Below are 21,717 nucleotides of genomic sequence, written 5' to 3' on the forward strand. Positions count from 1 at the left end.
TCATGGCGTACGAGGTCGAGAAGACGGACGAGCAGTGGCAGGCGGAGCTGACCCCGTCCGAGTACCAGGTGCTGCGCCTCGCGGGTACCGAGCCGGCATTCCGCGGTGAGTACACGGACACCAAGACGGAAGGCGTCTACTCCTGTCGCGGCTGCGGGGCGGAGCTGTTCCGCTCCTCGGAGAAGTTCGAGTCGCACTGCGGCTGGCCCTCCTTCTTCGACCCGAAGGACACCGAGGCCGTCGAGCTGATCGCCGACATCTCGCACGGCATGGTCCGCACCGAGGTGCGCTGCGCGGCGTGCGGCTCCCACCTGGGCCACGTCTTCGAGGGCGAGGGCTACCCGACGCCGACGGACCAGCGGTACTGCATCAACAGCATCTCGCTGCGCCTGACCCCGACCGAGGGCTGACGCCGCCCGAGCCGTGTCCGGACGTGACCCTGCCCTCGGGCGGGGTCACTGCCATGTCCGACCCTTCTCCCGGCCCTTGCCCCCGGGCATGGTGTCGGAGACATCGCGGTTGGGTTCCGATCCGGTCTCCGGCCGGCGCACGGGGAAAGCCGATACCACGTTTCGGCTATGCGCGACAGCCGTCCGCTTCTGCGGGGTGGCTGGTTATGATCGGCTTCCTCGCATTCCCTGTCGAAGCCCGAACGCGCTCCCGAGGACTGATGTCTCCCATAGAACCCGAAGGCGCACCAGGGCAGTCGACGACTCCTCGGCGGCGCACCGTGCGGCTGCGCACGCTGCTCATCCTGCTGGCACTGGTCCCCACCACGGCGATGGCCAGTCAAGTGGCGGTCACCGCTCAGCGCTTGCTCGCCCAGTCCCAGCACCTGCGGGCCGATGTGGCGGCCGGCGAGCGGATCGGGGTACCCCTCTACACGCTCGTGACCGAGATGCAGGCCGAGCGGACGATGACCGCCGCGCGGTGGGCCGGTACACCCGTGCCCGACACGGACCTGCGCGACCGGCGCGCGGCGGCGGACCGGGCCGTGGCCGAGTTCCGCCGGCTGTCCACCGATCCGCGGGGCGCCGGGCACGAAAGCGATCGCGTCGCGGAGGTGAGCCACCTGCTCGACGGCCTGGCGGCGAACCGGGTGCGCGCAGACGCCCGTAACGGCACGGCGGCGAGCGCGACCGGGTACTACAGCGGAGTCGTCGACGCGGCGATCCGCCTGTACCAGGAGGAGTTCAGCCACGCGGACGACGGCGAACTCGCCCGACTGAGCCGTCCCGCCGTCGCCCTGCTCTCGGCTTCCGAGATGGTGGCCCGCGAGGACACGGCCATCGCGCTGTCCGGGCCCTCCAGGGAACTGACCGCCGAGGACTTCGACGAGTTCATCGGCGCGGTCGGAGCCCACCGCTACCTCTACGCCACCTGGATCGTCCCCTACCTTCCCTCGGACGAACGGCAGTTCTACCTGGGGATCATGGCCTCGCCGGAGTGGCAGACCAAGATCCGCATCGAGAGCGCGATCGTGTCCGACCACAAGGACATCGAGTCCGGGGTCAAGCTGCCCCCCGAGGTCACCGGCTGGCGGGCGGCGCACGAGAAGTTCGCCGTCCAACTGGGCGTCCTCAACGGCCAGCGGGGGCGGGCCGTCCTGGCGCGCGGCGAGGCCAAGGCCGCTGAGCTGGACACCGAGGTCGCCTGGCTGATCGCGGTGAGCGCGGGTGCCCTGATGGCCGTCGTGGCCGTCGTCGTCCTCACCACGCGCTCGGTCCTGCGCCGCCTGCGCTCCCTGCACGACCGTACGGTGACCGTCGCCGAGGACACGCTGCCGGAGGTCGTGGCCCGGCTCCAGCGGGGGCAGCCCGTCGACTCCGGGGCGCTGCCGGCGGTGCGCGGGGAACAGGACGAGGTCGGCCGCATCAGCGACGCGTTCGCGCGCGTCGTCGCCGTGTCCGTCGACGGGCACCGGCAGCTCGCCGCCGAACGCCACGGCTTCGGCATGTTCGCCTCGGGCATCGCCTCGCGCACCGGAAACCTGGTCAGCCGCCAGCTGAGCCTCACCGAGGAGCTCCAGGACACCTTCGGTCACGACGAGGCGCTGCTCGCCCAGTTGATGCGGTCCGACCAGCTGACCGTGGGCATGCGCCGGCAGATCGAGAACCTGCTCATCCTCGCGGGCGGAGAGGTCCCCGACCCGCACACCGAGCCGATGAGGGTCGCCGACCTGCTGCGCGAAGCGGCCGCCGAGGTCGAGGACTTCCGGCGCATCGAGCGGCAGGCCCTGGACGAGGCGAGCGTGGAACCGCGGGTGGTCAGCCAGATCAGCCACCTCCTGGCCGAACTGCTGGACAACGCCACCCGGTTCTCCCCGCCGAGGTCGAAGGTGGTCATCCGCGCCGAACTGGTGGCGGACGGGCTGTCGGTCGAGATCGAGGACCGCGGGCCGCGGGTGACCCCCGCGAGCTACGAGGAGATGAACGCGCGCCTGCACTCGGCCCCGCCGTTCTCCGTCCTCGCGCAGAACGCGCACCGGCTGGGACTCTTCGTGGTCGGCCACCTCGCCGACCAGCTCGAGGCCACGGTCACATTGCGCCGCTCCGTGTACGGGGGCACCTCGGCCGTGGTGATCGTTCCCGCGGAACTGCTGGTGCCGGCCGAGGGCGGGACACCGCGCAAGCCGGCATCGCCGCCGCCCGCGCCCGCACCGCCCCTGCCCGCACCGCGCCTTCCCGGGGAGCACGAGGCCGGGGAGCGCGAGGCAGAGGAGCGCGAGGCAGAGGAACGCAGGCCGGAGGAGCGCAAGCCCGAACTGGTCCTGCACACGGGATCCGGGCTGCCGAGCCGCAGGCCCCCCGAGCGGCGGACGGACGGCCCGCCCGCGGCCCGGGACGGCGGCGCCCGCCCGGCACTCCCCGAGCGGGTTCCGCAGACCCACATCGCCGAACAATTGCGCGCACCACGCGCACCGGAACCAGTTGCCGGCCAGGACACGGAGACACCCGAAGAGGTGGCCGACGCCTGGGCGGACTACGAGCAGGGGACCCGAACAGTGGAAGCAGAGCTCCGACAGGAACAGCCATGACTACAAACACTGCGACATCCAACGATGCGATCTACAGCGTCCTGGACAACAACCTGAGCAGGATCGCCGGCATCCAGGGAGCCGTGCTGCTCTCCAATGACGGCATCAAGCTCAGCGCCTACCTGCTCGACCAGCCCCAGGCGGAGCGCATGGCCGCGGCGGCCTCCGGCATCGCGGCCACGATGAAGGCGATATCCAGGGAGGTCGACGGCGGCCGGGTCATCCGCCAGCTGATCGAGATGGACGACAGGTACCTGTGCATCGTCGGCTGCGGGGAGGGAAGCACGCTCATCGTGGTGACCTCCCGCAAGGCCCGCCTCGGCGAGCTGGGCGGCGAGGCCGTACGGACGGCCCAGGCGCTCGGCGAGTGGCTCGGCACTCCCGAGCGGGTCCAGGCGCCGACGCCGTAATGCCGGAGGACGAGCCACAGCAGCCCGCCGGCCGCCCCCGCCGGACGCGGCTGTACGCCCTCACCGACGGCCGTACAGCCGCCCCGCACGCCGTCCTGACCATGGACACCACGATCACGGCGGCGGCCGGCGAGGACGCCTGGGGCGGCCTGCCCACCGAGTGGCAGGCCGTCCTCGCCATGTGCCGGGAGCCGGGCGGCCGGGCGGTCGCCGAGATCGCGGCCCGGATGCACATCAGGCTCACCCCGATGACGCTGCTGCTCGGTGAACTCGCGGACCGCGGGCTGATCCACCACCGGTCCCCCCTGGCGGGCGCCGAGACCACCAATGTCCACCTGCTCATGAGAATCAGGGACAACCTTGCCCGGATATGACACCCCCGCCCCTCCGGAAACGGCCCCCGTCAAGATCCTCATCGCCGGGGGTTTCGGAGTCGGCAAGACGACTCTGGTGGAGACGATCTCCGAGATCGAGCCGTTGCGTACGGAGGAGCGGCTGACGGCCGCAGGTGTCGGCGTCGACGACCTCGACGGCATCGAGTCCAAGACGGTGACCACCGTGGCGATGGACTTCGGCCGGATCACCCTCACCGATGCCGGAGTCGTCCTCTACCTGTTCGGCACGCCCGGCCAGGAACGCTTCTGGTTCATGTGGGACGACCTCCTCAACGGGGCGCTCGGCGCGATCGTGCTCGTCGACACGCGCCGCCTCGACCGCAGCTTCCCGGCCGTCGACTTCTTCGAGAGCCGGGGACTGCCCTTCGTGGTCGGCGCCAACTGCTTCCACGGCGAACAGCACTACACCGCCGAGGAGATCGGGGCCGCGCTGCACCTGCGCGACCCCAACACGCCCGTCCTCATGCTCGACGCCCGCTCCCGCTCCGACGTCCGCCGGTCCTTGCTGTCCCTGCTCGACCTGCTCATCGTCAAGACGGGCGTTCCGGCGACCGTCTGAGGCCGTTCCCGGCCACCGAGCGGAGGTGGTCCTCCAGGGTGCGGCCCGCGGTCCAGCCCCGGGACCGGGCCCTGGCCGTGTCCAGGACCACCGAGTGGGCCAGCTGGTCCACCGCGTAGCGGCTCAGCGCCGGTTCGGCGCTCGCGCCCGCGCTCGCCAGGGCCTCCGCGAACCGGGCCGCCGCACGGGCCGCCCCCAGCGGCAGGTGCCGGATCCGGGCCCGCACGCCGTGGGCCCGCAGGACCGCCCGTACGGCCTCGTCGCGGCCGTACGGCTCGGCGTCCGCCACGTTGTAGGCCCCCTCGGGCCACAGCGCCGCCGCCAGAGCGGCGTCGGCGAGGTTCTCCACCGCCGTGAGGCTCAGCCGGACGTCCGGCCCCGGCAGCAACAGGGTCCCGGCCCGGACCCGGGACAACAGCCGCGGCAGCAGCTGGGTGTCCCCGGGTCCGTAGACGGCCCGCGGCCGCAGTACCACCGCGCCCGCGGCCAGCGCCAGGGCCTCGCCCGCCGCCTTGGTCCGCCCGTACGCGTTGAGCTGCCCGCCGCGCGGATGGTCCTCGGCCACCAGGCTCCGGTCGTGCCGCGGGTCGTAGACGCTCGCACTGCTCACCCACACCACCGGCCGCCCGCCCGCCGCCGCGAGCAGCCGCCGCGTACCGCCCACGTTGACCGCGCGCATCGACGCCTCGGCCCGCGAGCCGGGCGCCGGATCACCCACGGCCGCCGCGCAGTGCACCACGACCTCCACGCCCGACAGGTCCGGTGTCCCCGACGAGGCGTCCCAGAAGCGGTGTTCGCCGACCGGGCCCGGCCGGCGGCCCAGGCACACCACCCGCTCCCCGCGCGCCGCTGCCGCGCGCGCGACGTGCCCGCCGCAGAAGCCGCTGGCGCCCGTGACCGCGATCACGATCCCGCCCGTACGGTCAGGGAACGCCAGCCGGGCAGGGCGGCCCGCCGGTCCACCAAGGCCCGCGTCACCACCGGCCGGTACGGGGCCAGCTCCCCGAGGACATCGGCCAGCTGGACGTGGGCCAGCCGGGCCCCCGGACAGGCGTGGGGTCCGGCCCCGAACACCAGCCGGGCGGTACCCGGACCGGCCGGCCGCAGGGCGTCCGGGTCGCGCCGGTGCGCCTGCGCCGCGTGCCGGGCCACCAGCAACAGCCGGTCGCCGCCGCGCACCGGGCAGCCCCCGACCGCCCCGTCGGCCGCGGCCACCCGGGGCAGCAGCGGCGAGGCCGCGGTGACCCGCAGCAGCTCCTCGGCCAGCACCGGCCGCAGCGCCTCGTCGGCGGCCTGGTCCCACAGGTCCGCGTCGGCGCACCACGCCACCGCCCGGGGCAGCGCGGCGACGGTGGTGTTGACGGCGGCCACCGCCACCATCGCGGCCAGCGCCTCGTCCCCCGCGCCGAGCAGCCGGCGCAGCCGTTCCGCGCAGCGGGCGGCCTCCGCCTCGGCGCCCGGGCGGCGCGGGCCCGGCAGGTGACTGCGTACGGAGGCGGCCGCGGCCTCGCCTGCCGCCTCCGCCAGTTCCCGCGGATCGGCGGTGGAGCCCAGCAGGGCGCACACCACCGAGCCGGCCAGCTCCCGCGCCAGCCCGACGAGGTCCACCTCGGCGCCGCGCGCGAGCGGCGCGAGGCGGCGTACGAGCAACGGCCGCCACACGGAACGCAGTTCCTCCACCCCCTCGGCCCCGAGCCCGCCCGAGAGACCGCGCCGCCCGGCCCGGTGCTCCCCGCCCTCCTGATCGAACAGCACGCCCTCACCGCCCCGCAGCGCGGAGCGCGCGGCACCGCCCGTCGTCCCCGCCGCCGTACGGTCGAGGGGGAGCCGGGTCAGCGCCTGGCGGTAGGCGTCCGCGTCGTGCACCAGCAGTGTCCGCCCCAGCCGGCGCACGCCCCGCCCGCGCGTGGCGGCGAGCAGGGCGAACAGCAGCGGATGCGCGCCCAGATAGACCCGCCGGTCGCGCCGGCGGGCCCGTGTCCGTGCCCGTGCCTGTGCCTGTGCCTGTGCCTGTGCTTGTGCTTGTGCCCTCATGCCGACCCTCCCAGGCGTCGGGCCGCCAGGGCCGCCGTCGCCGCCCGGTCCGGTTTGCGCGAGCGCCCCGACAACGGGATCCGGGCGAACAGCAGCGCGTCGGGACGGGCCGTGCCCATCCGTCGCAGCGGCGCCGCCAGCGCGGCGCGCAGGGCGGGCTCGCGCACCCCGCGCCCCGGCTGCACGACGGCGACGAGCCGTTCGTCCCCCTCGCCCGCCGGGATCCCGACGAGCAGCGCCAGCTCCACCCCCGGTACATGCAGGGAGGGTTCGTACAGCCCCGGATAGATGTTCTCCGCCCGGCGCAGCACCATGTCCTTGGCCCTGCCTTCGAGGACGATCCGGCCCGCGCCGTCCAGCCGCGCCCGGTCGCCCGTACGCACCCACGCGTCGGGCTCCTCGCCCAGGTAGCGGTGGCGGGCGGCGGACCCGGACAGCAGGAGCTGCCCGTCCGCGTCGGGTTTGGCGGTGACGCCGGGCAGCGGGGCGCCGACCAGGTCACCCGCGCCGTCGAAGGCGGACTTCTCCCGCGCCTCGACCGCGGCGGCCGGGAACAGTTCGGTGAGCGCGTACACCCCCCAGGCCTGCGCCGCGCCCGCCGCCCGCACCCGCTCCAGCAGCCCGGCCCCGGCCGGGGCGGAGCCGGTCCAGACTCGGCCGTGGAAGCGGGCGCCCGCACCCAGCGCGTCCCGGAGGGCGGGCGGGGTCAGGTAGGTGTCCTGGGGCCGCAGCCGGTCCAGTTGGCGCGCCAGCACCCGGGGGTCGCGGGCCGGGAGGGCGACGGGGGCGCCGCGCGTGAGGGAGGGGACCAGGACGAAGAAGGTGCCGCCGAGCACGGGCCGGTCCGGGGCCGCGTCGAACAGGGCGCCGACCGTGGCCATCCCGGCGGCCAGGCTCGACCGGGTGTGGACCACGGCGCGCGGCCGGGAGGTGGTCCCGGAAGTGAACACGATCACCGCGTCGCCGTCGTGGTCCCGGGCGACGGGCACACCCGCCCGGGGCGCCGCCAGGTCCAGCGCGGGCGCGCAGCCCGGCAGCCGGCGGCCGACGGTGGCCACCGGGCCCAGCGCGGCCAGGTCCGGCAGCGCGAGCCCCGTCCGGCGGGCCAGCGGCCGGGCCCAGCCCGCCACCGCCTGAGCGGCCGCGTCGGCCAGCACCAGAGCGGGCCGGGCCAGGGCGAGCCGGGCGCGCAGCACGTCGGGTCCCGCGCCCGGGTCGAGCACGGCGCCGCGCAGGCCCAGCCGCCACAGGGCGAGCAGCACGGCCAGGGCCCGCGGCCCGGGCCGTACGGCGACGCCCACGGTGTCCCCGGCGCGCAGCCCGCGCGCGTGCAGGGCGGCGGCGAACGCGTCGGACAGCTCGGCGAGTTCGCCGCGGGTGGCCCGGACCCGGGACGTGCCCGTACGGGTGGAGGTGAGCACGGCGGGCCGCTCCGGGCGGTCGCGCAGCGCGTGGTCGAGACGGTCGAGCATCAGCGGGGATCCGTTCCGTGGCCGCCGCTTCCCTGGTCGAGGTACCAGCGGGCCGTGCCCGCGATCCCGTAGGCCCGCAGGCGCCGCGTGGAGTTCTCCACGACCATCCGGCGGCAGTGGACGATCCGGTCGGTGTGACGGCGTACGGCGTTGAGGAAGAGCCGGTCGGTGGGCGAGGGGCGCCGGGGCATGCCGCCGACCGCCAGGTACAGCTCGGCGGTGATGGCCATGTTGTTCCCGGCGTGCATGCGGTACGGGGCCCGGAAGCCGTTGCGGCGCGCGTGCCCGGGCCGCAGCCGCCCGAACAGCGCGGCGAGCGCCACGAGCAGGGCGAAACCGGCCCGGCCCGGCGGGCCGTGCTCGTCGCGCCGGGCGGTGATCCGCCCGCACACCAGCCCGGGGCTCCGGGTGAGGGCGGTCCGTGCGGCGCGGGTCCAGCCGGGGCGGGGCAGGCAGTCGGCGTCCGTGCGGGCGAGCAGGGCCGCGCCGCGGCCGATCGCGTACCGGAAACCGGTGTCCACGGCGGAGCCGACCCCCTTCTGCGGCTCCTCGATCACCTCCACCGGGAACGGCGCGCCCGCCGCGAACTCCCGGGCGATGGCGCCCGTCCGGTCCGCCGAGGCGTTGTCGACGACCAGCAGGGTGAAGTCCCGGTCCCGCTGCGCGGCGAGGGCCCGCAGGGTCTGGGCGAGGCGCGCCTCCTCCTCGTGCGCGGGCACGACCACCCACATCGGGGCGTTCACGACTTCTCCCAGACCATCGTCATGATGCTGATGCCGCCGCCGAGACCCACGAACAGCACCCGGTCCCCGGTGGCGAGTTCCGCGAACACCCGGTCCAGCTGGACCCCGATGCTCGCACTCGCGATGTTGCCGAGCTCGGGCACCGTCACCACCAGCTTCCCGGCCGGCACCCCGGTCAGCTCCGCGAACCGCTCCAGGTACGGCACCGTCACCTGGTGCACGAGCACCTTGGCGAAGCCGTCCCAGTCCATCCCGGTCCGGTGCAGCGTCCGGTCGATGACGGCGGTGCCCACCTTCTCGAAGACGCGGCGCAATTCGTGCCCGTCGCCGCGGAAGTAGGTGTGCTCGTCGCCGCGCGGGTGCCGGGAGCCGCCGCCCGGGATGCCCCCGACCTCCCAGTGCTCCGAGTGGGTCTCGGTGTCCACGTCGAGGATCCCGCCCCGCTCCACGGCCTCCACGACCACGGCCGCCCCCGCGTCGCCGAAGGTGTAGCCGGCGAAGCCGCTGCGGAACTCGGCGAAGTCGGCGGGATCCTTGCGCACCGCCCGGCTCGGCGTCTCCCCGGTCACCACCAGGGCCCGCCGGGCCCGCCCGGCCAGGACCGTCGACCGGGCGAGGTCGATCCCGTTCACGAAGCTGTTGCAGGCGTTGGTGACGTCCACCGCGTGGGCCCGCGAGCCCAGCTCCGCCTGCACGATGTGGGCGGTGGCGGGCTCCACCATGTCGCGGGAGGCGGAGGCGAAGACCAGCAGGTCGATGTCCAGGGGGCACAGGCCGGCGGCGTCCAGGGCCCGGCGGGCGGCGCCCACGGCGAGCGTGGAGGCGTACACCCCCTCGCCCGCGACGCGGCGGGAGACGATCCCGGTGGCCTGGGTCAGCAGGGTCGGCGGCAGGGCGAGGCCGGTGCGCCGGGCCACCTCCCGCTGAAGGGATCGCGAGGAGACGATCTCCTCGGGCAACAGGCTGCCGACGGCGGTTATCCCGGCGCGCGGCCGCGGGTCACTTGGCTGAAAGGACATGCCCACACGATGACAAGCCGGTCCCTCCCGGGCCTGAGTACGGATGCTCAGATCGGCGCACAGGCCGCAATGAGTACCCTCTCGGCGCGCCGACCTCGAAGTGCGCTGCTTCCGGGGGCTGTTGCGCGGCGAGCGGATCCCCTACCGTCTTCGCCGGACGCGCGGGACGGTGGCCGGCGACCCTTCCGTTCTCCGGCTGTACGGCCTGGTGTCGGACAAGGATCTCCGTCCGGTACCCCGGGGCCGCTGTCCTTGGGGCACCCCTCGACTCCCCTCCCCGTCACCCGCAGAGGTCGTCACGCCATGGCAGAACTCAACCGCCGCAGGTTCCTGCAGATCGCAGGCGGCACGGCCGCCGCCGCGATGCTGAACGAGAGCATCGCGCGGGCCGCGGCCATCCCGGCCCAGGGAAGCACCGGCACGATCCAGGACATCGAACACGTCGTCGTCCTCATGCAGGAGAACCGCTCCTTCGACCAGTACTTCGGCGCGATGAAGGGCGTACGGGGCTTCGGCGACCCGCGGCCGGTCCTCCAGGACAACGGCAAGTCCGTCTTCTTCCAGTCCGACGGGACGAAGGACGTCCTCCCCTTCAACCCGCAGGTCGACGACCTGGGGATGCAGTTCGTCGAGGGCCTGAACCACGACTGGGCCGGCGGCCACCGGGCCTATGACAACGGCAAGTACGACAAGTGGGTGCCGGCCAAGACGGCCACCACCATGTCGTACATGACCCGGGACGACATCCCGTTCCACTACGCCCTCGCCGACGCCTTCACCGTGTGCGACGCCTACCACTGCTCCTTCATCGGAGCCACCGACCCGAACCGCTACTACATGTGGACCGGCTACACGGGCAACGACGGAGCGGGCGGCGGACCGGTCCTCGGCAACCAGGAGGCCGGGTACGGCTGGAAGACGTACCCCGAGCGCCTGGAGTCGGCCGGCATCTCGTGGAAGGTCTACCAGGACATCGGCGACGGCCTGAACGCGGCCGGCTCGTGGGGCTGGATCAGCGACGCCTTCCGCGGCAACTACGGCGACAACTCGCTGCTGTACTTCAACAGCTACCGGGGCGCCCAGCCCGGCAGCGCCCTGTACGAGAAGGCCCGCACGGGCACCGACGTCAAGGCGGGCGACGGTTACTTCGACCGGCTGCGCGCCGACGTGACGAGCGGCACCCTGCCCCAGGTCTCCTGGATAGCCGCCCCCGAGGCCTTCAGTGAGCACCCGAACTGGCCGGTGAACTTCGGCGCCTGGTACATCTCGCAGGTCCTGGACGCGCTGACCGCGAACCCGGCGGTATGGGCCAAGACGGCCCTGTTCATCACCTACGACGAGAACGACGGCTTCTTCGACCACGTCGTCCCGCCGTACCCGCCCGCCTCCTCGGCCTGGGGCCTGTCCACGGCGGACGTGTCCGAGGACCTGTACTCCGGGGGCGGCGGTTACACGGCCGGGCCCTACGGCCTGGGCCCGCGCGTCCCGATGATCGTGGTCTCCCCGTGGAGCAAGGGCGGCTACGTCTGTTCCGAGACCTTCGACCACACCTCGGTGATCCGCTTCATGGAGAAGCGCTTCGGCGTGCAGGAGCCCAACATCTCCCCGTGGCGCCGCGCCGTCTGCGGAGACCTGACCTCGGCCTTCGACTTCAGCCAGGCGGACGCGACCCCCGCGGCCCTGCCGTCCACCGCGGGCTACGTCCCGCCGGACCACAACGCCCACCCGTCCTACCACCCGGTGCCGCCGGCCACGGGCACCCTGCCCAAGCAGGAGGCCGGCTCCAAGCCGACCCGCGCCCTGGGCTACAGCCCGTACGTGGACGGCAAGGCCACCGTCTCCACCGGCAAGTTCACCCTGACCTTCGCTGCCGGTCCCGCCCTCGGCGCCCACTTCCACAGCACCTCGGGCAACCGCACGGACGGCCCCTGGCCCTACACGGTCGAGGCGGGCAAGACCCTCTCGGACACCTGGAGCACCAGCAGCTCCACCGGCAACCAGATCAACCTCACGGTGTGGGGCCCGAACGGCTTCCTGCGCACCTGGAAGGGCCCGGCGAAGAAGGCCGGCCCCGAGGTCACGGCCCGCCACGTGGACGCCACCGGCAACCTGGCCCTCACCCTGACCAACCCCGGCCCGGCCGCGGTCGACCTCACGGTCACCAACGCCTACGGCGGCGCGCCCCAGACCTTCCGGGTCACCCCCGGCTCCACGGTCTCCCGCACGGTGGACCTGCGCACGACGGGCCGCTGGTACGACGTCAAGGTCGTCTCCGACACCGACGCCACCTTCCTGCGCCGGTTCGCCGGCCACGTGGAGACGGGCGCCCCGGGCCTCTCCGACCCGGCGATCAAGACCGTCTGACCCGTTCCCGTACGGGTGAACGGCTCTGATCCGGCGCCCGCGAAGTTAACGCTTGCGTTAACTTCGCGGGCGCGGCTCAATGGGAAGTGATCCTCGTGAGCGAGGTGGCGGAGTGGTTCGCGGCGCTGGCGGAGGCTGACTGGCGCAGCGCCGAGCAGGTGGAAGACGCGGTGGACGCCCTCGCGATGATCGGGCCGACACTCGGCGACCACTGGTCGACCGGATCAAAGGTGCGGAACAGCACCACATGAAGGAACTCCGGCCGGGATCTTCCGGCGGCAGCGAGATCCGGATCCTGTTCGCGTTCGATCCGGTCCGCCGCGCGGTGTTGCTGGTTGCGGTAGACAGAACAGGAAACTGGCAGCGGTGGTACGAGGTCAACATCCCCCTCGCGGAGAAGCGTTACCAGGCGCACATCGCCGAGCTGGACACCAGGGAGTACGAATGAGCGCTGTCGGTTGGGAGGAGGCCAAGCGCCGGGCGCGCGAGCGCCGGGCGGCTGCCGGCCTGCCGGTGCGGTCCCCGGAAGAGAAGCAGGCGGCCATGGACCGGCTCATGGCCGAGGTGCGGGCCTATCGGCTGGCCGAGATCCGTCAGGAGCAGGCTCTGACCCAGAAGGACGTGGCGCAGACCATGGGTGTCTCGGCCCCCAGGGTGTCGGCCATCGAGAACGGTGAAGCCGACCGAACGGAGGTCGCCACCCTGCGGTCCTACGTCGAGGCACTCGGCGGGCGGCTGCGCGTGGTCGCCGACTTCGGTGACACGGAGTACACCGTGGCGTGACCCCGGCGCGGGTGACGGTGTGATGGTTCTGCCGACGTCGCGTTGTGACCGAGGCACGCAAAAGCCCGTGGGGGGTACGAGGAAAACCTCGTACCCCCCACGGGACCGAAAGGGTGAGTGACGGGACTTGAACCCGCGGCCACCTGGACCACAACCAGGTGCTCTACCAACTGAGCTACACCCACCACGAAGGGCGGCGGACCGCCCGTTCGATGTGCAAGCACAGCATAGCCGATCAGACGGGTGGTCCCGCGACGCGTTATCCGGCGGACCGGCTGCCGGCGAGAGTGGCGGCGAGGGTGGCGGAGAGCCGGCCGGCGGCGCCGTCCGTGCGGCGGGCGGCGTGCGCGACGGCGGCCGCGGCGAAGGCCCGGACGATCGGGTGCGGCCGCGTCCCGTCCCCGTACAGCTCCGGCTGGAAGAGCGTGGCGAGGAAGAAGGGGTGGCCGGGCAGCTCGGCGATGCGCACCTGCCCGTCCTCGTCGTGGCCCGAGAAGCGCATTCCGTGCGCGGCGAGCGCCGGCAGGTGCTGCGGCGAGGGGCCGTAATTGCAGTGGTAGCGCTCCATCGACCGCTCCGCGCCCAGCGCGGCCTCGGCGAGCGAGCCCGGCTCGGCCCGTACGAGGCCCTCGTGCCCGACGAGCGAACAGGCCAGCGGTGTGATCATCGGGTCGGCGGCCCCGGGATCGTTCTCGGCGTGCGCGGCGTCGTCCCGCCCACAGACCGTACGGGCGTACTCCAGCAGGGCGTGCTGGAAGCCGCCGCAGGTCCCGAGGAAGGGGATGCCCTCCTCCCGGGCCACCCGGATCGCGGCCAGCACCCCGGCCTCGCTGGCGTACGGGCTGCCGGGCAGCACCCAGACCGCGTCGAAGCGGGCCGGCGTCCCGGCGGCGGCCTCGGCCGCGGCGTCGCCGGTGGGGATCCAGCAGGCGTCGAGGACGAGCCCGTCCCGGGAGGCGAGGGCGTCGAGGAGGAGCGGGATCCTCGTGTGGGACTTCACGTGCGGGGAGCGGTCGCCGACGAGGGCGATCCGGGCGATCGGTGCGGTCGTCATGCCGTTCATCCTCGGCCCGCGCCCCACTTCAGCGCCAACGATTGTTCCTGCTGGATCGATAAGCAGCCCTGATGGCAGTCTGATCACATGGACCCGCACCTGCTCCGCACCTTCGTCGCCGTGGCCCGCCTCGCCTCCTTCTCCGCCGCCGCCCGCGAGCTCGGCTACACCCAGTCCGCCGTGTCCCAGCACATCGCCGCACTGGAGGGGGACCTGCGGACCGAGCTGTTCACACGCCGGCCCGTGGCACCCACCCCGGCCGGGGCGCGCCTGCTGGAGCACGCCGGACCGCTGCTCCTGCGGCTCGACGCCGCACGGGCCGACGTCCTGCGGCTGGCCGCCGCGCCGCCCGGGCGGATCACACTCGCCGCGTCCCCCCTCGCCGTCGGCCCCCGGCTGCTCGCGGCCCTGCCCGCCACCGGGGTCACGCTGCGGGTGCTGCCCCCGGCCGAGGTGCCCGCCGCCGTCGCCACCGGGGGCTGCGACCTCGGCCTCGTGGACGGTCCGGCCGCGCCCAGCGATCCGCTGCGACTGCCCGACGTGGCCCCGCTCACCGTGACGGGCGTGGGCGAGGAGGAACTGGCCGTCCTGCTGCCCGACGGGCACCCCTTCGCCGGGCGGGCCGGCGTCCGGCTGGACGATCTCGCCGACGCGCGCTGGCTCGACGCCCCCGGTGTCGGCCTGCCGCTGACCGCCGCCCGCACCGGCGCCCGGTACGACGGCACCGACGTGCTCGCCCTGTGCGCCCTCGCGGCCGCCGGGCACGGCCTGGTGCTGCTGCCGCGCCGCGTCGCCGAAGCGGCCGCAGCGGCGGCGGGGGCCGCCGTACCGGTGTCCGCGCCCCGCCTGGTGCACCGTACGGAACTGCTGTCACCCGGCGCCCCGACCGGCGCGGCCGCTGCCCTCGCCGCGCGGCTCACGGCAGGATCCGCCGTATGACCGATGACACGGACAACGCAGCCGGCCCCGCCCCCTTCACCGCCGCCGACTACGCCGCCCGGATGGCCGCGGCCGCCGAGAGCGCCGCTGACGCGGGCCTCGCCGGACTGCTGATCGCCCCCGGGCCCGACCTCACGCACCTCACCGGCTACCGCCCCACCGCCGAGACGGAGCGGCTCACCCTGCTCGTGCTGGCCGCCGGGCGGGAACCCGTGCTCGTCGTGCCCACGCTGGAGGCCCCGGACGCGGCCAAGGCCCCCGGCGCCGCCGCGCTGACCCTGCGGGACTGGACCGACGGGAAGAACCCGTACACGGTGACCGCCCCGCTGCTGGACGCGGCCGGGCGCTTCGGGGTGAGCGACAACACCTGGGCCCTGCATCTCCTGGGAATGCAGCGCGAGTTGCCCTCCACCTCCTACGTCCCGCTCACCGACTCCCTGCCCATGCTGCGCGCCGTGAAGGACGAGCGGGAGCTGGAGCGCCTCGCCGCGGCCGGCGAGGCCGCCGACGCCGCCTACGCACAGATCCTCCATCTGCCCTTCGCCCGGAGACGGGAGACCGACGTCGCCGCCGAACTGGCCGCCCTGCTGCGCGTGCACGGCCACTCCCAGGTCGACTTCACGGTCGTCGGCTCCGGCCCCAACGGGGCCAACCCGCACCACGAGGCGGGCGAACGGGTCATCCAGCACGGCGACATGGTGGTCCTCGACTTCGGCGGACTGCGCCACGGGTACGGCTCGGACATCTCCCGCACCGTGCACGTGGGCGAACCGAGCCCCGAGGAGCAGCGCGTCCACGACATCGTCCGCGAGGCACAGCAGGCGGGCGTGGCGGCGGTCCGGCCCGGGGTCTCCTGCCAGGAGGTCGACCGTGCGGCCCGCGCGGTGATCACCGAGTTCGGCTACGGCGACCGGTTCATCCACCGCACCGGCCACGGCATCGGCGTCACCACCCACGAGCCGCCGTACATGGTCGAGGGCGAGGAACAGCCGCTGGTCCCCGGCATGTGCTTCTCCGTGGAGCCGGGCATCTACCTGCCCGGCCGGTTCGGCGTGCGCATCGAGGACATCGTGACCGTCACCCAGGACGGCGCGCGGCGCTTCAACCACGCGCCGCGCGAGCTGGCGGTCGTCGAGTAGCGCCGAGCGCGCCCTACGGGGCCCAGCACGCCCTACGGGTCGAGCACGCCCTACGGGCCCAGCACGACCGCCGACTCGCCCGGCAGGTGGATCCGCCCGTCCGGGCCCGGGTGTTCCAGGGGTTCCCAGGCGGCCAGCACCCGCACCCCGTTGCGGCCGAGCGCGATCGTGGCCGGCTCCGGGGAGAGGTTCACGGCCACCCGTACGTCGCCGCGCCGGAAGGTGAGCCAGCGGCGCTCCTCGTCGTAGGCGACCCGGACGGCCGCGAGGTCCGGATCGCGCAGGTCCGGATGGGTGCGGCGCAGTGTCACCAGGGTGCGGTACCAGGCCAGCAGGCGGGCGTGGCCGGCCTGTTCGGGCTCCGCCCAGTCCAGGCAGGAGCGCTCCCGGGTGGCCGGGTCCTGCGGGTCGGGGATCTCTTCGGCCTTCCAGCCGTGCGCCGCGAACTCCCGGCGCCGGCCGCTGCGTACGGCCTCGGCCAGCTCCGGGTCGGGGTGGTCGGTGAAGTACTGCCACGGGGTGCCCGCCCCCCACTCCTCGCCCATGAACAGCATCGGCACGAACGGCCCGGTCAGCGCCACCGTCGCGGCGCACGCCAGCAGCCCGGGGGAGAGCGAGGCGGCGAGCCGGTCGCCGAGCGCCCGGTTGCCGATCTGGTCGTGGGTCTGGGTGTAGCCGAGGAAGCGGTGGGCCGGGGTCCGGCGCCGGTCCACCGGCCGGCCGTGGGTGCGGCCGCGGAACGACGACCAGGTCCCGTCGTGGAAGAAGGCCCGGGTCAGGGTCTTGGCGAGGGCGGCCAGCGGAGCTTCCGCGAAGTCGGCGTAGTACGCCTGGGACTCGCCGGTCAGCGCGCAGTGCAGGGCGTGGTGGAAGTCGTCGTTCCACTGGGCGTGCAGGCCCAGGCCCCCGTCGGCGCGCGGGGTGGTGCTGCGCGGGTCGCACCGGTCGGACTCGGCGATCAGGAACAGCGGCCGGCCGCTCTCGGCCGCCAGCTCGTCCACGGCCGCGGCCAGTTCCTCCAGGAAGGTCAGGGCGCGGCCGTCGGCCAGCGCGTGTACGGCGTCCAGCCGCAGCCCGTCGATCCCGTAGTCGCGCAGCCAGGCCAGCGCGCTGCCCAGGAGGTAGGCGCGCACCTCGTCGGAGCCGGGCGCGTCCAGGTTCACCGCCGCGCCCCACGGGGTGTGGTGGGTGTCGGTGAAGTACGGGCCGTAGGCGGGCAGGTGGTTGCCGGAGGGACCGAGGTGATTGTGGACCACGTCGAGCACCACCCCCAGCCCGGCGGCGTGCGCGGCCGCCGTGAAGCGGGCCAGTCCGGCCGGACCGCCGTACGGCTCGTGCACCGCCCAGGGGGCGACCCCGTCGTACCCCCAGCCGTGCCGGCCGGGGAAGGAGCAGACGGGCATCAGCTCCACGTGCGTGACGCCGAGGGCGGTGAGGTGCCCGAGCCGGGCGGCGGCGGCGTCGAAGGTGCCCTCGGGGGTGAAGGTGCCGATGTGCAGCTCGTACAGGACGGCGTCCTGGAGCGGGGTGCGCACCGCCCCGGCCCCCGGCGCGGGGAGGGCTTCGAAGTCGACCACCGCCGACAGGCCGTCGGGCCCGTCCGGGAGCCGCCGGCCGCGCGGGTCCGGGCGCGGGACCGAATCGCCGTCCAGCAGGAACCCGTACCGGCTCCCGTCGCCGGCCGGGGCCTGGGCGGTCCACCAGCCGTCCCGCTCCGGATCGCGCGCCATGTCGTACGTCGCGCCGTCGAGTCGCATGGCGACATGACCCGTCAGTGGTGCCCACACCTCGAACTGCACGGACGTTCCCCTCGTCTCCGGCGGTGTCCAGCATGCGTATCCTGCCCATCATTCCGGGCGTGGCGGGGGAGTTCTGGACACTCCGGCCCCGCCGGGCCGACAATCACCCTGTGACGTCGAGTTTTGAGTTCCCATCCTTCCCCGCGCCGCGGCTGTCCGACGCCGAGCGCGACCGGGCGCTGGGCCAGCTGCGAGAGGGCGCCGCCCTCGGAAAGCTGTCCCACGACACGTTCCTGCGCCGGATGGAACTCGCCCTGGTCGCCCGCCGCTCCGAGGACCTGGCCGTCCTCACCGCAGACCTCCAGGTCCGCGAGGAAGCGACGAGTCCGTGGACCCGTCGGCTGTTCGGCTGGGTCGGGCGGGTCTCCGCCGTCTCGGTCGGCGTCCGGCGCGCCTGGGCCGCCGAGAAGCTGCCCAAGCTGCTGCTGCCGCACCCGAGCGCGGCGGCCCTGCGGATCGGCCGGGACCCCGGCAACGGGCTGCGGCTCAGCCACGAGACCGTCTCGCGCGCGCACGCGGAACTCAGCCTGCAGGGCGGGATGTGGGTGCTCAAGGACCTCGGCTCCACCAACGGCACCACGGTCAACGGGCGTCGGGTGACGGGCTCCGCGGTGGTCCGGGACGGCGACCAGGTGAGCTTCGGAAAGATGACCTTCCGGCTCTCGTCGAGCTGAGGAGGGCCGAGGGCCGAGGGCCGAGGGCTGCGGGCTGAAGGCTGAGGGGCGAACGGGGACCGCCGGCGTGCCGCCCCGTGGCCAGGACGGCGGGCATGGACCACGGCGCCGGACAGCGCGCCGGACAGCGAACCGAACACGGCACCCCACGCGCACTGGTCGCGCGACGCGCCTGCGCCGGGGACCTGCCCCGCCTGGTCGAACTCATCCACGAGCACGTCGCGTCGGGGAAATCGGCCCCGCGGCCGCCCGGTCTCACCGAGCGGCTCGGGCCGCAGCTCTTCGCCGCGGGGTCCCGGATGCGGGTGCTGCTCGCCGGGTCCCGGACGGCGCGATCGCCGGATACGCCGCCTGAAATCGGCCGAGTTCGCCTTCCGGGACGCCCGGCACCACCTCCACATGCCTGCCTCTACCCCGCCGGGGACGCCCGCGGCCCGCGGGCTCGGCCGCCGTCAGGCGTGGCGTGTCGGAATGCTCGGCGATCGTCCAGCAGTTCTTCCGTGGCAGGTTCGACAGCAGTCCCAGGACGAGAGACCGTGCGTGGCGTCGCGGTTCGATCCGCGCGAAACGGCCCGCGACCCGGCCATCGCGGCATCGAGCACGTCCAGCCGGCGAGCAGGGTCTCCGCCATGGCCCGCGGCCGCTGCTCGATCTTCGTTCGTCCACACGACACGCGGTGATCACCGGTGGTCCCACCCGTCCTCACACCGCCCCTGACCAGTGAGATCGCGGGCCACGGGTGGAGCACTAGGATGGATGTGGTGGTCAATCTCGATGCCTTCGCTCGAGGAGGTTCGTGATGACGCGTGATGGCGGGCTGAGACTGCACGTGCGGTGTGTTCTTCGCGCACCGCGGCCGGTTGTGTTCCGAGCCCTGACCGAACCGCAGGAACTGGCCAAGTGGTGGGGCCCTGACGGGTTCGCCACCCCGAGTGTGGAAAGTGATCTTCGGCCAGGAGGGGGCTATCGGATCGCGATGCAGCCTCCGGAAGGCGATCTGTTCTACCTGGTGGGGGAATTCCTTGAGGTCGAGCCTCCGGAACGCTTGTCGTACACCTTCCGGTGGGAGGACCCCGACCCCGAGGACCGGGAGACGACGGTGACACTGTCCCTTCGCGATATCGGCGGTAACTCGGCTGCTCTGGTCGTCGCCCAGGGCGACTTCGCCACGGAGCGGCGCCGCGCTCTTCACGAGGAAGGCTGGACCCAGAGCCTCAACAAACTGGAGAAGCTGATGTCGTCGGATGCGTCGGCCTAAGTCTTTACCGCGGGGAGGGGCCCTGCACGTGACCGTACCCGTACCTGTCCACACCACCGCGGTGTCCGGCGCCCTCGAGATCGCGTGATGCCCGAGCCGCTTCAGCAACGCAGACCGGGGCCCGTGCGGTGAGCGGCAACGCCTGGCCGGACTTGACGAACAGCAGGTGCGGCGGTGGACGTCCGGGCACCGGTGGGTCACCTTCGCGATGCTCGCGCACGATGTCCTCGTCGTCACCGCCGCACACGAACAGGCCGGCCATCCGTTCCCGGACGGGTTGATCCCGTCGACCTGCAACGGGATCCGGCATCTGTTCAGCACGCTGCCCGTCCAGCCCGTCCAGCCCGGAGACCAGGATCTACGGCTGGAGTACTAGGCGGCCCGCTCGGCCGCCGTGAGGCACGCGTACGTGGCCAGGACGGTCCGGGACTGGTGTTCCACCTGGGTGGCCACCGGGACCCAGCGGGCCTGGAAGCGGGCCGCGAAGTCCTCGCACCAACCCGTGACGAGCCGGTCCAGTCCGGGCGCCGCCGGGTGGCCCTGCGCGCGCAGCACCCGCAGCAGCATCGCGGCGGCGCGCAGCGACATGCGCCGCCCGAAGGCGTCGATGCTGGCGATGTACGCCGCCGTGGCCTCGGTGGGAGCCGCGGGGCCGGTCCACTCGGCGGTGATCCGGGGGATCAGCGCGAGCGTCCAGTCGACCGCGCGCAGCAGGGGCGCCGCGCCCGGGTCCCCGTACGGCGGAGGCCCGGGCGGGATCCCTTCACGGACGGCGGCGACGAGCGCGGAGTCGCCGTCGAGCCGTGCCGCCAGCATGCGCAGGGCGCGGCGCGGGTCGGGGTGCGGGGCGGGGTCGTCCACCAGGTCGGAGGCCCACATGGGGACTTCGACGATCGCGGTGGTGCCGGCGTACCGGTGGGCGTGGTACCAGGTGCTGAGCCGGGTGTCCTCGGGGTGGAAAGCCCCGGCCGCCTCGCTCCCCGGCTGCGGTATCACGAAGATCCCGGGCCCGGGGGAGGGCCAGCCGGCGGCGTCCGAGGCCCCGTTCTCCACCGGGATGCGCAGCCCGGCGGCCGATTTGGCGAAGGGCTCGGCCAGGCCGGGTACGTCCCGGGTGAGCTGGACCCAGGAGCCGCCGAGGTCGGTGGCGTGCAGGGAGGCCTGGAGCACGGGCCGCAGTTCGTCGATGAGGGCGGTGAGGGTCAGTGTCTCGGGCGGCAGCCGGTCCGGGGCCAGTAAAGACGGCGCCCATTCGGGCTGTTCGGTTCCGGGGGGCCGGTAGAAGTGGCGGTGGTAGTCGAGGAGCGAGTACGGCCGGGGCGTGCGGTGCAGTTCTGCGCCGTCCGGGTCGGCGCAGAGCAGGAAGTGCCAGCCGCAGCCCGCCCGCGGGGCCGGTTCGTGCAGGAGGCGGCGGGCGAGGGAGAGGGCGGTGGCGCCGCCGACCGGCTCGTTCGCGTGGGCCCCGGCGACGACCAGGACGTTCCGGCCGGGCCCGGCAGGGCCGACCGCTTCGACGGAGAGCAGCCAGAGGGGCTGCCCGGCGCGCGACGTACCGGCTTGCCGGAGCCGTACCTCGCGGGGGTTTTCGTCCGCGAGTGCGCGGGCGGCCAGGGCGAGTTCACGCGGTGTCGGGTAGCACATGTCACGGATGAGGGTCACAAGGGATGCCATGCCCGCCGGGCCCACCGCCTACCGCTCCGCGGCCTCCGTACTTCCCTTCGGGGAGGGCCCCTGAAGGGGCTCGAAGCGTGTGGCGCCGCTGCCGGCGGCTTCGCCCCCGTTCGAGGGGGCTCCCGGCGCCCGGGACCTCCCCGGCCCCCGCTGGGAGGTGTCCCGGGCGGGGCCGCGTCGTGCCGGGCGGACGGTATCTGCCACGTTCCAGCTCCTCCGCGATCGGCGCGCGGGGGTGTGGGGCGGAGCCCACAGCGCGGGTGCCCTTGCGCGGCCCCGCCGCGGACGGCCGGCCCCGGGGGCCACTGCTGGTACAGGCCGCGGCCCGACAGGGTCAGGAGGCCCTCGCCCACCGCCGCGGACAGCG

At 73.9% G+C, this 21,717-nt stretch carries 22 protein-coding genes and 1 tRNA gene; 14 read left to right on the forward strand and 9 right to left on the reverse strand.

Going from position 1 to position 21,717, the window contains the following annotated elements; translation table 11 throughout:
• Positions 1-2: 2 nt before the first annotated feature.
• The 5 genes from msrB (at position 3) to ACFCZ1_RS06810 (ending at position 4,401) form a co-directional block, all read left to right on the forward strand.
• A complete protein-coding gene (gene msrB, locus ACFCZ1_RS06790; protein WP_376677299.1) occupies positions 3-410 on the forward strand; it encodes a peptide-methionine (R)-S-oxide reductase MsrB in 408 nt (135 codons plus the stop codon).
• 260 nt (positions 411-670) lie between these two features.
• Positions 671-3,037 (forward strand): nitrate- and nitrite sensing domain-containing protein, encoded by a 2,367-nt coding sequence (locus tag ACFCZ1_RS06795; RefSeq protein ID WP_376677300.1) that lies wholly within the window; start codon positions 671-673, stop codon positions 3,035-3,037.
• Positions 3,034-3,447, forward strand: a complete 414-nt coding sequence (locus ACFCZ1_RS06800) for a roadblock/LC7 domain-containing protein (protein ID WP_376677301.1) — start codon at positions 3,034-3,036, stop codon at positions 3,445-3,447. Before ACFCZ1_RS06795 ends, ACFCZ1_RS06800 begins: the two co-directional genes overlap by 4 nt.
• On the forward strand, positions 3,447-3,821 hold the full coding sequence (locus ACFCZ1_RS06805; protein WP_376677302.1) for a DUF742 domain-containing protein: 375 nt from the start codon (positions 3,447-3,449) through the stop codon (positions 3,819-3,821). Before ACFCZ1_RS06800 ends, ACFCZ1_RS06805 begins: the two co-directional genes overlap by 1 nt.
• The gene (locus ACFCZ1_RS06810; RefSeq protein ID WP_376677303.1) at positions 3,808-4,401 is read left to right on the forward strand and encodes an ATP/GTP-binding protein; all 594 of its coding nucleotides are present in this window, start codon (positions 3,808-3,810) and stop codon (positions 4,399-4,401) included. The genes ACFCZ1_RS06805 and ACFCZ1_RS06810 overlap by 14 nt, the downstream gene beginning before the upstream one ends.
• Here ACFCZ1_RS06810 and ACFCZ1_RS06815 read toward each other — a convergent pair.
• From ACFCZ1_RS06815 to ACFCZ1_RS06835, 5 genes are read right to left on the reverse strand one after another with little or no spacing between them, the layout of a single operon-like run.
• Complete coding sequence (locus ACFCZ1_RS06815; RefSeq protein WP_376677304.1) at positions 4,373-5,308, reverse strand: NAD-dependent epimerase/dehydratase family protein; 936 nt, start codon at positions 5,306-5,308, stop codon at positions 4,373-4,375. The two genes, ACFCZ1_RS06810 and ACFCZ1_RS06815, sit on opposite strands and share 29 nt — an antisense overlap.
• Positions 5,305-6,435 (reverse strand): cytochrome P450, encoded by a 1,131-nt coding sequence (locus tag ACFCZ1_RS06820; RefSeq protein WP_376677305.1) that lies wholly within the window; start codon positions 6,433-6,435, stop codon positions 5,305-5,307. Before ACFCZ1_RS06820 ends, ACFCZ1_RS06815 begins: the two co-directional genes overlap by 4 nt.
• A complete protein-coding gene (locus tag ACFCZ1_RS06825; RefSeq protein WP_376677306.1) occupies positions 6,432-7,907 on the reverse strand; it encodes a class I adenylate-forming enzyme family protein in 1,476 nt (491 codons plus the stop codon). Before ACFCZ1_RS06825 ends, ACFCZ1_RS06820 begins: the two co-directional genes overlap by 4 nt.
• Complete coding sequence (locus tag ACFCZ1_RS06830) at positions 7,907-8,650, reverse strand: glycosyltransferase (protein ID WP_376677307.1); 744 nt, start codon at positions 8,648-8,650, stop codon at positions 7,907-7,909. Before ACFCZ1_RS06830 ends, ACFCZ1_RS06825 begins: the two co-directional genes overlap by 1 nt.
• Positions 8,647-9,669 (reverse strand): 3-oxoacyl-ACP synthase III family protein, encoded by a 1,023-nt coding sequence (locus ACFCZ1_RS06835; protein WP_376677308.1) that lies wholly within the window; start codon positions 9,667-9,669, stop codon positions 8,647-8,649. The genes ACFCZ1_RS06830 and ACFCZ1_RS06835 overlap by 4 nt, the downstream gene beginning before the upstream one ends.
• A 303-nt stretch (positions 9,670-9,972) precedes the next feature.
• On the opposite strand from ACFCZ1_RS06835, the gene ACFCZ1_RS06840 reads away from it, so the two are divergent.
• From ACFCZ1_RS06840 to ACFCZ1_RS06855, 4 genes are all read left to right on the forward strand, one after another.
• The gene (locus ACFCZ1_RS06840) at positions 9,973-12,033 is read left to right on the forward strand and encodes a phosphocholine-specific phospholipase C (RefSeq protein ID WP_376677309.1); all 2,061 of its coding nucleotides are present in this window, start codon (positions 9,973-9,975) and stop codon (positions 12,031-12,033) included.
• Between the two features lie 95 nt (positions 12,034-12,128).
• The gene (locus ACFCZ1_RS06845; protein WP_376677310.1) at positions 12,129-12,284 is read left to right on the forward strand and encodes a hypothetical protein; all 156 of its coding nucleotides are present in this window, start codon (positions 12,129-12,131) and stop codon (positions 12,282-12,284) included.
• Positions 12,257-12,481, forward strand: coding sequence for a type II toxin-antitoxin system RelE/ParE family toxin (locus tag ACFCZ1_RS06850; RefSeq protein WP_376677400.1), 225 nt, complete (start codon positions 12,257-12,259; stop codon positions 12,479-12,481). Before ACFCZ1_RS06845 ends, ACFCZ1_RS06850 begins: the two co-directional genes overlap by 28 nt.
• The gene (locus ACFCZ1_RS06855; RefSeq protein ID WP_376677311.1) at positions 12,478-12,816 is read left to right on the forward strand and encodes an XRE family transcriptional regulator; all 339 of its coding nucleotides are present in this window, start codon (positions 12,478-12,480) and stop codon (positions 12,814-12,816) included. Before ACFCZ1_RS06850 ends, ACFCZ1_RS06855 begins: the two co-directional genes overlap by 4 nt.
• 112 nt (positions 12,817-12,928) lie before the next feature.
• Here ACFCZ1_RS06855 and ACFCZ1_RS06860 read toward each other — a convergent pair.
• Together ACFCZ1_RS06860 and ACFCZ1_RS06865 are read right to left on the reverse strand one after the other, a co-directional pair.
• A tRNA-His gene (locus tag ACFCZ1_RS06860) sits at positions 12,929-13,001 on the reverse strand.
• Positions 13,002-13,075: 74 nt separating this feature from the next.
• Complete coding sequence (locus ACFCZ1_RS06865) at positions 13,076-13,870, reverse strand: hypothetical protein (protein ID WP_376677312.1); 795 nt, start codon at positions 13,868-13,870, stop codon at positions 13,076-13,078.
• Positions 13,871-13,957: 87 nt separating this feature from the next.
• Between ACFCZ1_RS06865 and ACFCZ1_RS06870 the strand changes: the two genes are divergently transcribed.
• Together ACFCZ1_RS06870 and ACFCZ1_RS06875 are read left to right on the forward strand one after the other, a co-directional pair.
• Positions 13,958-14,809, forward strand: coding sequence for a LysR family transcriptional regulator (locus ACFCZ1_RS06870; protein WP_376677313.1), 852 nt, complete (start codon positions 13,958-13,960; stop codon positions 14,807-14,809).
• Positions 14,806-15,948 carry a M24 family metallopeptidase gene (locus ACFCZ1_RS06875; RefSeq protein ID WP_376677314.1) on the forward strand — a complete coding sequence of 381 codons (1,143 nt, stop codon included), beginning with the start codon at positions 14,806-14,808 and terminating at the stop codon, positions 15,946-15,948. Before ACFCZ1_RS06870 ends, ACFCZ1_RS06875 begins: the two co-directional genes overlap by 4 nt.
• Before the next feature lie 50 nt (positions 15,949-15,998).
• Here the strand turns inward: ACFCZ1_RS06875 and treZ are convergent, their stop codons facing one another.
• A complete protein-coding gene (treZ, locus tag ACFCZ1_RS06880; RefSeq protein WP_376677315.1) occupies positions 15,999-17,747 on the reverse strand; it encodes a malto-oligosyltrehalose trehalohydrolase in 1,749 nt (582 codons plus the stop codon).
• 110 nt (positions 17,748-17,857) lie between these two features.
• Here treZ and ACFCZ1_RS06885 point away from each other — a divergent pair, with 110 nt between their 5' ends.
• The 3 genes from ACFCZ1_RS06885 to ACFCZ1_RS06895 all read left to right on the forward strand — a co-directional run bounded on the left by ACFCZ1_RS06885 (position 17,858) and on the right by ACFCZ1_RS06895 (position 20,055).
• Positions 17,858-18,421, forward strand: coding sequence for an FHA domain-containing protein (locus ACFCZ1_RS06885; protein WP_376677316.1), 564 nt, complete (start codon positions 17,858-17,860; stop codon positions 18,419-18,421).
• Between the two features lie 799 nt (positions 18,422-19,220).
• On the forward strand, positions 19,221-19,679 hold the full coding sequence (locus ACFCZ1_RS06890) for an SRPBCC domain-containing protein (protein WP_376677317.1): 459 nt from the start codon (positions 19,221-19,223) through the stop codon (positions 19,677-19,679).
• A gap of 166 nt (positions 19,680-19,845) precedes the next feature.
• Positions 19,846-20,055 carry a hypothetical protein gene (locus ACFCZ1_RS06895; RefSeq protein WP_376677318.1) on the forward strand — a complete coding sequence of 70 codons (210 nt, stop codon included), beginning with the start codon at positions 19,846-19,848 and terminating at the stop codon, positions 20,053-20,055.
• Here ACFCZ1_RS06895 and ACFCZ1_RS06900 read toward each other — a convergent pair.
• Positions 20,052-21,350 (reverse strand): M14 family zinc carboxypeptidase, encoded by a 1,299-nt coding sequence (locus tag ACFCZ1_RS06900; RefSeq protein WP_376677319.1) that lies wholly within the window; start codon positions 21,348-21,350, stop codon positions 20,052-20,054. The genes ACFCZ1_RS06895 and ACFCZ1_RS06900 overlap by 4 nt on opposite strands.
• Positions 21,351-21,717: the final 367 nt, after the last annotated feature.

Source organism: Streptomyces sp. NPDC056224, assembly GCF_042267665.1.
GTDB lineage: Bacteria > Actinomycetota > Actinomycetes > Streptomycetales > Streptomycetaceae > Streptomyces.